Origin of the sequence: Gordonia sp. GONU (assembly GCF_024733855.1) — a bacterium.
GTDB classification, from domain to species: Bacteria; Actinomycetota; Actinomycetes; order Mycobacteriales; family Mycobacteriaceae; genus Gordonia; species Gordonia amicalis.
Window position 1 is genome coordinate 125,939 of the sequence record NZ_JANRHB010000004.1, and the last position, 11,576, is coordinate 137,514.

The following is an 11,576-nucleotide window of genomic DNA, read 5'->3' on the forward strand; positions in this document are numbered from 1 at the left end:
CGACATGCGGCGCGCTGTGGCAGAGTTGAGCGGGTGAGCAAGAACGACACCGTCGACCGCGTACGCGGCCCCGAATTCGACCTGTCCACCTCGATCGGCAAGGGCGACACCGTCCTGGTCATCGGCCTGATCAGTGCGCCGGAGGGCGACGAGAAGGCCGGCGGCAAGGAGGAGTCCACCGCCGAACCGACGCTCGCCATCGGTGACGGCGTCCTCGACGACGCGCAGGCGGTCGCGATCACCGCAGCCCTGACCGCACTCGGGGCCACCGGTTCGCACGGCGAGGTGACCCGTCTGGCGGCACCCGAGTCGCTGCCGGTCGACCTCGTCGTAGCGGTCGGTCTCGGCGACGCCGACGATCTCGACGACGCCGATCAGGTCCGTCAGGCCGCGGGCATCGTCGCCCGCGAACTCGACGGCTTCGAGTCGGTCGCGACCACCCTGTCGTCGGTGGACCTCGCCGCCGCCGCCGAAGGCCTGTTCCTCGGCGCCTACCGGTTCGACGAGTTCCGCTCCGAGTCGTCGAAGCCGAAGAAGACGCCGCCGCGACACATCACATTGCTGGTCGAGTCGAAGTCCAAGGAGGCCAGGGCCGAGCTCGACCGCGCGATTGCGGTTGCCGACTCCGTGGCCATCGCCCGCGACTTCGTCAACACCCCACCCAGCCACCTCTTCCCCGAGGAGTTCGCGGCCCGCGCCCGCACCCTCGGCAGCAAGGCCGGTCTGAAGGTCGAGATCCTCGACGACAAGGAACTCGAGGCGCAGGGCTACGGCGGCATCATCGGTGTCGGCAAGGGCTCCGCGCGCCTTCCGCGCCTGGTGCGGCTGACCCACACCGGCAAGAAGCCGGCCAAGAAGGTCGCCCTCGTCGGCAAGGGGATCACCTTCGACACCGGCGGCATCTCCATCAAGCCCGCCGCGAACATGGACCAGATGACCTCGGACATGGGCGGGGCCGCTGCGGTCATCGCCGCGACCATCCTGGCCGCCCGCCTCGACCTCGACGTCTCGGTCACCGCGACCGTGCCGATGGCCGAGAACATGCCGTCGGCCACCGCCCAGCGTCCCGGTGACGTGCTGACCCAGTACGGCGGACGCACGGTCGAGGTCCTCAACACCGACGCCGAGGGCCGGCTGATCCTGGCCGACGCGATCGTGCGCGCGGCCGAGGACGACCCCGACTACCTCATCGACACCGCGACGCTGACCGGTGCGCAGATGGTCGCGCTCGGCACCCGCACCCCGGGCGTCATGGGCACCGACGAGTTCCGCGATCGGGTGGCCGCACGGTCGGCCGAGGTCGGCGAGAACGCCTGGGCGATGCCGTTGCCCGCCGAACTGCGTGCCGACCTCAAATCCCGTGTCGCCGATCTGGCCAACATCACCCCGCATCGCTGGGGCGGGATGCTCGCCGCGGGCATCTTCCTCAAGGAGTTCGTGCCGGAGGATGTCCAGTGGGCCCACATCGACATCGCGGGACCGGCGTTCAACACCGGCAGCCCGTGGGGCTACACCACCAAGGGCGGCACGGGCGTACCCGTCCGGACCATCGCCGCCGTGCTCGAGGACATCGCGGCCAACGGCTGACATGACCGGCATCCCACGCTTGAGAATCGTTACCGCCGAGTACGAGCCGAATCCAGTCGGCGACGCGGCGTACGGGTAGGGTGATCCGCGGGGATGAGTGGCTGACCCGCCCCTCATCTCGGCGGTCCCCTGACCGCTTCCCACCCCCGTGCCCACGGAGCACACACCGACGGGCCACATCCACAGACCACCACGTCGAGTTCAGGAGTTCACAACGATGGCCTTCTCCGTCCAGATGCCCGCCCTTGGTGAAAGTGTCACCGAGGGGACAGTCACCCGGTGGCTGAAGGAGGAAGGCGACACCGTCGAGGCCGACGAGCCCTTGCTGGAGGTGTCGACCGACAAGGTCGACACCGAGATCCCGGCTCCGACCGCGGGCGTGCTGACGAAGATCATCGCCCAGGAGGACGATGTCGTCGAGGTCGGTGGTGAACTCGCACTGATCGGCGACGCCGACGAGGCCGGCTCCGACGATTCCGGCTCCGACGATTCCGCGGGGGGCGACGAACCCACCGACGCTGCCCCCGAGCCCGAGCCCGAGCAGGCCGCCGAGGAGCCCTCCACCGAAGAAGAGGCGCCGGCCGAGAAGCCCACCGCCGACACCGGTTCGGGTTCGGCGGAAGGCACCGACGTGCTGATGCCCGAACTCGGCGAGTCCGTCACCGAGGGCACGGTGACCAACTGGCTGAAGGCCGTCGGTGACGAGGTCGCCGCCGACGAACCGCTGCTGGAGGTCTCCACCGATAAGGTCGACACCGAGATCCCCTCCCCGGTTGCCGGCACCCTGCTCGAGATCCTCGCCCAGGAGGACGACGTCGTCGAGGTCGGCGGCAAGCTGGCGGTCATCGGTGACGCCTCGGCGGCCCCGGCGAAGAAGGAGCCCGAGCCGGAACCCGAACCGGAGCCGGAGCCGGAGCCCGAGGCCAAGTCGGAGCCGAAGGAAGAACCCAAGGCAGAGCCGAAGGAAGAACCCAAGGCGGAGCCGAAGCAAGAGCCCAAGGCAGAGGCCCCCGCGAAGTCGGCCCCGCCGACCGTCGAGTCGACCCCGTACGTGACCCCGCTGGTGCGCAAGCTGGCCGCGGAGAACGACATCGACCTGAACTCGATCAAGGGCACCGGGGTCGGCGGCCGCATCCGCAAGCAGGATGTGCTGGCCGCCGCCGAGGCCGCCAAGAAGCCGGCCGCCGCGCCGGAGAAGAAGGCCGAGCCGGCCGCCGCCGAGGCTGCGCCGTCGGCATCGCCGGAGATCCGACCCGAGCTCGCCGAGCTGCGCGGGACCACCCAGAAGATCAACCGCATCCGTCAGATCACCGCCAAGAAGACCCGCGAGTCGCTGCAGCAGAGCGCTCAGCTCACTCAGGTCTTCGAGGTCGACATGAGCAAGATCGTCGGCCTGCGCAAGGCGGCCAAGGACAACTTCAAGGCTTCCGAGGGTGTCAACCTCACCTTCCTGCCGTTCATCGCCAAGGCCGTCGTCGAGGCGCTGAAGGTCCACCCGAACGTCAACGCGTCGATCGACGAGGACGCCAAGGAGATCACCTACTACGACAAGGTGCACCTCGGCATCGCCGTCGACACCCCGCAGGGTCTGCTGTCGCCGGTCATCCACAACGCCGATGACCTGTCGGTGGCCGGTCTCGCCCGCGCCATCGCCGACATCGCTTCCCGTGCACGCTCCAACGGCCTCAAGCCCGACGAGCTCGCCGGCGGCACCTTCACCATCACCAACATCGGCAGCCAGGGCGCCCTGTTCGACACCCCGATCCTGGTCCCGCCGCAGGCGGCGATGCTGGGCACCGGCGCGATCGTCAAGCGTCCGGTCGTCATCACCGGGGAGGACGGCTCGGAGTCGATCGCGGTGCGGTCGATGTCGTACCTGCCGCTGACCTACGATCACCGTCTCATCGACGGCGCCGACGCGGGCCGTTTCCTCACCACGGTGAAGAAGCGCCTCGAAGAGGCCTCGTTCGCCGCGGACCTCGGTCTCTAGGTACACGACGACGTCGAGGCGATCGATGCGCATAGCCGTCGCAGGTTCACAGGGGCTCATCGGAAACGCCCTGGTCAACTCGCTGCGCGCGGCGGGCCACACGGTCATCCGTCTGGTCCGCCGCGAGGCACTCGCCGATGACGAGTTCAGTTGGGATCCCGAGACCATCGGGATGCCCGCCGAGAGTCTCGACGGCGTCGACGCGGTCGTCTCGCTCGGCGGGGTCGGCGTCGGCAACGGTCGATGGACCGGGCGGTTCAAGCAGGAGTTGCGCAACTCCCGCATCACGCCGACCGAAGTACTCGCCGAGGCCGTGCGCGACCTGGGCATCCCGACGTTCATCAGCGCCAGCGCCACCGGTTTCTACGGTGACACCGGGACCCGGGCGGCGGTCGAAACCGATGGTCCCGGTGAGGGATTCCTCGCCGGGCTGGTCGTCGACTGGGAGCGCGCCGCCACCGCCAACGCGGGCCCCGACACCCGGGTCGTCCTGCTGCGGACCGCGCCGGTCCTCAGCGCGCAGGGTGGTCTGCTCGGCAAGTTGCGGCCGCTGTTCAAGCTCGGGCTGGGCGGTCCGATCGGCAACGGCAAGCAGTACTTCTCCTGGATCAGCCTCATCGACGAGGTCAGGGCGATCGAGTTCCTCCTCGACTCCCCCGGCATCGCCGGCCCGGTCAACCTGAGTGCTCCGGGATCCCTGCCGTTCGGCGAGTTCTGCAAGGCCCTCGGCAAGGCCGTGCACCGTCCCGCGGTACTGCAGGTGCCCGAATTCGTGGCACGCCGCGTCGGTGGTGAGATGGCGGAGGAAATGATTCTGTTCAGTCAACGCGTTGAACCCCGCGTGCTCACCGAACACGGATTCACGTTCAACCATCCCGAGATCCGCCAGGCCCTGACCTACGCGATGAAGCCGGCGACATGACCCACCGTTCCGTCCGCGCCGACTCGGCTCCGATCGAGGTCCGGCGCCTGGGCATCGTCGACTACCGTGCGGCCTACGAGATGCAGCACCGTCTGGCGACCGAGCGCGCCGACGGCACGCTCGACCACGACGTGCTCCTCCTGCTCGAACACCCGTCGACCTACACGGCCGGCAAACGCACCGAGGACGCCGACCGGCCCACGAACGGCGCGCCGGTCATCGACGTCGACCGCGGTGGGCGCATCACCTGGCACGGACCGGGACAGCTCGTCGGCTACCCGATCGTGAAGCTGGCGGAGCCGCTCGACGTCGTCGAATACGTGCGGCGCCTCGAGAGTGCCCTCATCTCCGTGTGCGCCGACCTCGGGGTCACCACCGGGCGCGTCGAGGGACGATCCGGAGTCTGGATCGACGACGACGCGGGTGAACGCAAGCTCGGCCAGATCGGCATCCGCGTGGCGCGCGGGGTCGCGCTGCACGGGTTCGCCCTCAACGTCGATCCCGACATGTCCGCCTTCGAGGCCATCGTGCCGTGCGGGATCGCCGACGCGGGCGTCACCTCGCTGGCCCGTGAACTGGCACAACCGCTTTCGGTCGCGTCCCTTCTCGACGCCACCGCGACCGCGGTTCTGACTGCCCTGGACACCCCGCGGGAGGCCGACCCGACGGCAACCGAAGCCGCCACGACCGCGAGCGTAGGATCGGTCCGGTGACCGCGTCCCCTCTCACCCCCGGACCCGGTGCCCCCGACGCCACACCCCCGGCCTCGGCCACCGCACCGGAGACCACCGCTCCCACCTCACCGGCTCCCGAAGGCCGCAAACTTCTGCGACTCGAGGTGCGCAACGCGCAGACCCCGATCGAGCGCAAGCCCAGCTGGATCAAGACCCGCGCGACGATGGGCCCTGAGTTCACCGGACTCAAGGGACTCGTGAAGCGCGAGGGCCTGCACACGGTCTGCGAAGAGGCCGGTTGCCCCAACATCTACGAATGCTGGGAAGACCGCGAGGCCACCTTCCTCATCGGGGGTGAGCAGTGCACCCGACGCTGCGACTTCTGCCAGATCGACACCGGCAAGCCCGCCGAACTCGACCGCGACGAGCCGCGTCGCGTCGCCGAGAGCGTCCAGGCCATGGGCCTGCGCTACTCGACGATCACCGGCGTCGCCCGCGACGACCTGCCCGACGAGGGCGCCTGGCTCTACGCCGAGACCGTCCGCGCCATCCACCGGCTCAACCCGGGCACCGGCGTCGAGAACCTGATCCCGGATTTCCACGCCAAGCCCGACCTGCTGGCCGAGGTCTTCGAGGCCCGGCCGGAAGTGTTGGCGCACAACCTCGAGACGGTGCCCCGCATCTTCAAGCGCATCCGTCCGGCGTTCCGGTACGAACGCTCCCTCGAGGTCATCACCGCCGCCCGGGATTTCGGCCTGGTGACCAAGTCGAACCTGATCCTCGGCATGGGCGAGACGCCGCAGGAGGTGCAGTCGGCCATCGTCGACCTGCATGAGGCCGGTTGCGACATCCTGACGATCACCCAGTATCTGCGTCCCTCGCCGCGACACCATCCCGTCGAGCGGTGGGTCAAGCCGGAGGAGTTCGTCGACCACTCCGAGTTCGCCCAGGAGGTCGGGTTCGCCGGGGTCATGGCCGGTCCGCTGGTGCGGTCGTCCTACCGTGCCGGTCGGCTGTACGCGCAGGCCATGGCTCACCACGGCCGCGAGATCTCGCCCGCCCTGGCGCACCTCGCCGCCGAAGGTTCGGCCAGCCAGGAGGCGTCGAGCCTGATGGCACGGCTCGCCCGCTGACGCATTCGTAGCCGCGCCCGCCGACCATGCGGCAGGTCGCCCGACGACCGGACGTAAACTGGCCATATGGCAAAGGCGCAGTCCGTGAGCAAGGAAGCAAAGGCCGCGAAGAAGCAGGCCCGCAAGGCTGCATCGAAGGAACGGCGCCAGCAGTTGTGGCAGGCGTTCCAGATGCAGCGCAAGGAAGACAAGCGACTCATCCCCTACATGGTGGGTGTGATCGTGCTGTCCATCGCGGTGTTCACGGCACTCGGCTTCCTGCTGGGCTCGCCGTGGCTGCTCATCCCGCTCGGCGTCGTGCTGGGCGTGCTGGGCGCGTTCATCCTGTTCGGCCGTCGCGTGCAGAAGAACGTCTACACCAAGGCCGAGGGCCAGCCCGGTGCCGCCGGGTGGGCGCTGAGCAACATGCGGGGTCAGTGGCGCGTGGCCCAGGCCGTGTCGGGTACCTCGCACCTCGACGCCGTGCACCGCGTGATCGGCAAGCCGGGCGTGATCCTCGTCGGTGAGGGCTCCCCGACTCGCGTGAAGTCGCTGCTGAACCAGGAGAAGAAGAAGGCCGCGCGTGTCGTCGGAGACACCCCGATCTACGAGATCATGGTCGGTAACGACGACGGTCAGGTCCCGCTGTCGAAGCTGGAACGCCACCTCAACAAGCTGCCCAGCAACATCGACCGCAAGCGCATGGAGACCCTCGAGGGTCGTCTCGCCGCACTCAGCAGCAAGGCTCCCGGTCCCGGCATGCCGAAGGGCCCGCTGCCCGGGAACGCGAAGATGAAGAGCATGCAGCGCACCGCGCGTCGTCGCGGCTGACCAACTGCGCAAACCCACCCTTTATGGAGAGATCCACCACCGATCGGGTGGTGGATCTTTCCATTGGTGGTGGTTCTGCGGGGTGGGGCTCAGCGTGTGCGGAGGATCGCCGTCCCGGTCGCGCGATCGTGCAGGGCGCGACCGTTGTAGTCGTTGATCAGGGCCGGCACGAGGAACACCATCAGCAGCTGCCGGAAGAAGGCGCGCACGATGCCGACGGCGGCGGGGCTCTCCTTGCCGGTGGCCTCGGCGGTGTTCCGTTCGGGCCCGTAGTCGACGCGGGCCACGCGCATTCCGAGGACGTACTGGCCGGGGGTGAATCCGAAGAGTGACACCGCGAAGATGCCCATCACGAACCAGATGCCGAGCTGAGTGGTGCCCAGGATCGACGAATCGAAGCCGACGAACAGGATCGCGAGCCCGCCGGCGATCAGCCAGTCGACGAGCAACCCGGCCACGCGCGGCCATCCGGTGGCCAGCGACCCGGGTCCGGACGCGGGCAGACCGAGGTCCTGACCGCGGAAATCATTGTCGACGCCTTCGCCGGGACCGATCTGCGGTCCCGACAGCCAGGAACCGGTGACTCGTCCCATCGTGATGACTCCTCTCGCGACCGCGGCGTCATCGTCGACGACCGCGGCGTTCACTGGTGTCCATCGTAGTCGTGGGCGTCACCCCTTCGGTCTTCCCCGGTCGTCCCAGCGGGCTAGGGTGGGATTCGCCGAGTGCGTTCTCCGAGGTATGAGCCGTGTGTCGCCAAGAACACCGGGTGTGTAACACGGGGGAAACACGGACTTGACGCCTGGGCAACTTCGCCTCCATACGGTTGCCGCTGAGATCCGCTGCTGTTTCTCGGCGGCGGATGTGTGTGGCGTGTCAGTACCACTGACCACCCGATCACGAAGGAGTCACCGCACGGTGTACAGCAGTAAAGAAGAACTACTCGAGGGCATCAAGAAGGAAGGTGTCGAGTACGTCGACATCCGATTCTGCGACCTGCCCGGTGTCATGCAGCACTTCTCGATCCCCGCTTCGGCGTTCGACGAGGACGTGTTCGAGGACGGTCTGGCATTCGACGGTTCGTCGGTGCGCGGCTTCCAGTCGATCAACGAGTCGGACATGATGCTGCTGCCCGACCCGGCCACCGCGCGGATCGACCCGTTCCGCAAGGCGAAGACGATGAACGTCAGCTTCTTCGTCCACGACCCGTTCACCCGCGAGGCCTACAGCCGCGACCCGCGTAACGTCGCGCGCAAGGCCGAGGACTACCTTGCCTCGACCGGCATCGCCGACACCTGCTTCTTCGGTGCCGAAGCCGAGTTCTACATCTTCGATTCGGTGTCCTTCGGTTCGGAGATGAACGGCACCTTCTACGAGATCGAGTCGGAGTCGGGCTGGTGGAACACCGCCTCGCCGAGCGACCCGGACGGCAGCCCCAACCTGGGCTACAAGGTCCGCCCCAAGGGTGGTTACTTCCCGGTTGCTCCGTACGACCACTACGTCGACCTGCGCGACGAGATGTCGACCAACCTGACCAACTCGGGCTTCGAGCTCGAGCGCGGCCATCACGAGGTCGGTACCGCGGGCCAGGCGGAGATCAACTACAAGTTCAACACGCTGCTCCACGCGGCCGATGACGTGCAGCTGTTCAAGTACATCATCAAGAACACCGCATGGCAGAACGGCAAGTCGGTCACCTTCATGCCGAAGCCGCTCTTCGGTGACAATGGCTCGGGCATGCACGCCCACCAGTCGCTGTGGAAGGACGGCAAGCCGCTGTTCCACGACGAGGCCGGCTACGCAGGCCTGTCGGATCTGGCTCGCTACTACATCGGCGGCATCCTGCACCACGCGCCGTCGTTGCTGGCGTTCACCAACCCGACGGTCAACTCCTACAAGCGTCTGGTCCCGGGTTACGAGGCCCCGATCAACCTGGTCTACAGCCAGCGCAACCGTTCGGCCTGTGTGCGTATCCCGATCACCGGCAACAACCCGAAGGCCAAGCGCCTCGAGTTCCGCTGCCCGGACAGCTCGGGTAACCCGTATCTGGCGTTCGCTGCGATGATGATGGCCGGCCTGGACGGCATCAAGAACAAGATCGAGCCGCACGAGCCGGTCGACAAGGACCTCTACGAGCTCCCGCCGGAGGAGGCCAAGTCGATCCCGCAGGCCCCGACCTCGCTGTCTGCCGTCATCGACCGCCTCGAGGAGGACCACGAGTACCTCACCGCCGGTGGCGTCTTCACCGAGGACCTCATCGAGACCTGGATCGCGCTCAAGCGTGAGAACGAGATCGAGCCGGTGCAGATCCGTCCGCACCCGTACGAGTTCTCGCTCTACTACGACTGCTGATCCGGGCAATCGCCTACGACCGCCCCGTCCGCGTTCTCGCGGGCGGGGCGTTCGTCGTCCAGAGCCATCGCGGCGATGTCTCTACTGCGACACGGCGCCGGTTCGCGCCCGGGGTAGCCCGCCTGGGATCGCGGTGACGTCTCGTCCTCCACGATCCCCCTGCCACCCACCGCGAGGTAGTAAAACGTTTCGTTGCCGTGAACTGAACATCCGCTTATGTGATCTGCCGCACAAATGTGACCTCTTGCTCTGCCAAGCCACACTGTCCGGCCTTAATTTGGTCGTATGACCAGAGATGTTTATGTCGAAGATCTTGTCCCCGGGGACCGCATCAGCCTCGAAGGCACCCCGCGCGTGGTTCGCACCACCAGCCGCCTCGACGACAATCAGTTGCGCATCGAACTGGTCAAGGGCCGCGACGACCTCCACGAGGTCGTGCTGGATCGCACCGTCAAGCTCCAGGTGAACTAGAACCCCGACCGAGCTGTCCTGTCACTCTCAGGCGGCGTCGGCCCCGTCGAGATCGCCGAAGACCGCCTGATTGTGGTCGAATGCCGCGATGGCCTCCTCGACGAGTCGTTCAGTGGCCGCGGCGTCGAGCGGCAGGGCGTCGAGTCTCGCACGGTAGGCATCCTTGTAGCGCTTGAGCTTCTCGATGCCGTCGAAGCTGTAGAAGCTCAGAGCCGAGGCATCGACACCGTAGTGCTCACGCATGCGATGGGCCACGACCTGTCCCCCGCTCAGGTCTCCCAGGTACCGCGTGTAGTGGTGTGCCACGAATCGAGCCGGGTCATCTCGCGTGGCCTCGATGGCCTCGACGTACCGCGCGACGGCCGGCAGCGGCGCGCACGACCTCGGGTCGATGCCGAACGACGCTAGATCTGCTCCGAGCCTGGGCAGCCGGCGCAACTTGTCGTCGACGACGGCGCCCGCGACCGGATCATCGGCGAGACCGTCGCCGACGGCTTCGAGGGCTTCGTAGACGAAGTACAACTGCACGGCCAGCCGCTGGTAGTCACCGCTGTCGAGACGACCGGACATGAGGTCGTCGATGAATGGGGCGTGCTCCGCACGCTGGTGGGCGACGGAGGTGGCCTCGCGAAGGCGTTGGGAAATACTGGGGCCCGCGGTGCCGGGTCCGGAGATGCTGGCGCTCATGATGCAACCAGTGTTACCACCAGCGCCCGATGATCGGAACCGGGCAGGTGATGACTGTCCATCGACGTGGCCACAAATCCGCGCAGGATGACCCGATCTATGGCGACGAGCGGGCGGTTGCCGATCCGCTTGTCGGTCGGATATGTCGGCAGGAAGCCCGCACCCGCCACGTCGGTACCGTCGACGAGCCCGTTGCCCAGCAGTTTGCGATACGTCGCGTGGTTCCAGGTGGAGTTGAAGTCACCGATCGCGAGAACGCGCCCCGCGGGCAGTTTCGCGAAGTGGTCGGCCAGGATGCCCATGTCGTGGAACCAGCCGTCCTTCTCGCCCCACAGCGGTGCGGCCGGGTGGATGGCGAGGACCTGCGTCCCGGGCGCACCGGGTAGATCTGTGCGCGCCTGGAGATTGTGGAGGATGGTGTCGGGGATGTTGAACTGCTCCGACAGCGGCTGCCTGGTGAACAACGCGGTGCCCGCGGCCTGCGGATACGGGATCGCGAACTCGTTCGGCAGCCGGCGCGCGATCTCACTCCCGCGAATGCGTTCCAGCGCTTCGGGAGTCACTTCCTGTAGGGAGACCAGGTCGGGGTCCGCGTCGGCCACGATCTTCTCCAGCACGCCGATGTCGCCACCACCGAACAGCAGGTTGGCGGAGACGACGGTGAACTCCTGCCCCTGCGGGGCGCTCGCCGGGATCACCAGCGGGATCTGGGTGTAGGCCAGCACACCGGACACCGCGAGCGCGATCACCAGCATGAACCAGCGACGCAGCGCCGCGAAGATCGCGATGGCCATGAGCGCCGGGATGAGCGCGAACTGCACCCCGCTCGTCAGATACAGGGCGGCACTCCCGCGCGACGGGTAGAAGTGCAGCCACACCCCCAGCAGGACCCCGGCCAGCATCGCCCAGCCGAGGATGTACGCCGACACCCACAGAAACCTCTTCATCTG

At 67.4% G+C, this 11,576-nt stretch carries 11 protein-coding genes; 8 read left to right on the forward strand and 3 right to left on the reverse strand.

Annotated elements, in window-relative coordinates; genetic code table 11:
- Positions 1-33: 33 nt before the first annotated feature.
- The 6 genes from NWF34_RS05725 (at position 34) to NWF34_RS05750 (ending at position 7,116) form a co-directional block, all read left to right on the forward strand.
- On the forward strand, positions 34-1,587 hold the full coding sequence (locus tag NWF34_RS05725) for a leucyl aminopeptidase (protein ID WP_096274109.1): 1,554 nt from the start codon (positions 34-36) through the stop codon (positions 1,585-1,587).
- 217 nt (positions 1,588-1,804) lie between these two features.
- The gene (gene sucB / locus NWF34_RS05730) at positions 1,805-3,577 is read left to right on the forward strand and encodes a 2-oxoglutarate dehydrogenase, E2 component, dihydrolipoamide succinyltransferase (protein WP_096274112.1); all 1,773 of its coding nucleotides are present in this window, start codon (positions 1,805-1,807) and stop codon (positions 3,575-3,577) included.
- A 25-nt stretch (positions 3,578-3,602) separates the two neighbouring features.
- Positions 3,603-4,499 carry a TIGR01777 family oxidoreductase gene (locus NWF34_RS05735; protein ID WP_096274114.1) on the forward strand — a complete coding sequence of 299 codons (897 nt, stop codon included), beginning with the start codon at positions 3,603-3,605 and terminating at the stop codon, positions 4,497-4,499.
- Positions 4,496-5,212, forward strand: a complete 717-nt coding sequence (gene lipB / locus NWF34_RS05740; RefSeq protein WP_096274117.1) for a lipoyl(octanoyl) transferase LipB — start codon at positions 4,496-4,498, stop codon at positions 5,210-5,212. Before NWF34_RS05735 ends, lipB begins: the two co-directional genes overlap by 4 nt.
- Positions 5,209-6,306, forward strand: a complete 1,098-nt coding sequence (gene lipA, locus NWF34_RS05745; protein ID WP_096274119.1) for a lipoyl synthase — start codon at positions 5,209-5,211, stop codon at positions 6,304-6,306. The genes lipB and lipA overlap by 4 nt, the downstream gene beginning before the upstream one ends.
- A 66-nt stretch (positions 6,307-6,372) precedes the next feature.
- The gene (locus NWF34_RS05750) at positions 6,373-7,116 is read left to right on the forward strand and encodes a DUF4191 domain-containing protein (protein ID WP_096274121.1); all 744 of its coding nucleotides are present in this window, start codon (positions 6,373-6,375) and stop codon (positions 7,114-7,116) included.
- An 89-nt stretch (positions 7,117-7,205) separates the two neighbouring features.
- Here the strand turns inward: NWF34_RS05750 and NWF34_RS05755 are convergent, their stop codons facing one another.
- Positions 7,206-7,709 (reverse strand): RDD family protein, encoded by a 504-nt coding sequence (locus NWF34_RS05755; protein ID WP_096274970.1) that lies wholly within the window; start codon positions 7,707-7,709, stop codon positions 7,206-7,208.
- A gap of 325 nt (positions 7,710-8,034) precedes the next feature.
- Here NWF34_RS05755 and glnA point away from each other — a divergent pair, with 325 nt between their 5' ends.
- Both glnA and NWF34_RS05765 read left to right on the forward strand, forming a co-directional pair.
- Positions 8,035-9,468, forward strand: a complete 1,434-nt coding sequence (gene glnA / locus NWF34_RS05760) for a type I glutamate--ammonia ligase (protein WP_096274123.1) — start codon at positions 8,035-8,037, stop codon at positions 9,466-9,468.
- Between the two features lie 285 nt (positions 9,469-9,753).
- Positions 9,754-9,939, forward strand: a complete 186-nt coding sequence (locus tag NWF34_RS05765; protein ID WP_006434935.1) for a hypothetical protein — start codon at positions 9,754-9,756, stop codon at positions 9,937-9,939.
- A 27-nt stretch (positions 9,940-9,966) separates the two neighbouring features.
- Here NWF34_RS05765 and NWF34_RS05770 read toward each other — a convergent pair whose 3' ends face one another.
- Together NWF34_RS05770 and NWF34_RS05775 are read right to left on the reverse strand one after the other, a co-directional pair.
- Positions 9,967-10,626 carry a heme oxygenase (biliverdin-producing) gene (locus NWF34_RS05770; RefSeq protein WP_096274125.1) on the reverse strand — a complete coding sequence of 220 codons (660 nt, stop codon included), beginning with the start codon at positions 10,624-10,626 and terminating at the stop codon, positions 9,967-9,969.
- A complete protein-coding gene (locus tag NWF34_RS05775; RefSeq protein WP_096274128.1) occupies positions 10,623-11,573 on the reverse strand; it encodes an endonuclease/exonuclease/phosphatase family protein in 951 nt (316 codons plus the stop codon). Before NWF34_RS05775 ends, NWF34_RS05770 begins: the two co-directional genes overlap by 4 nt.
- Positions 11,574-11,576 lie beyond the last annotated feature (3 nt).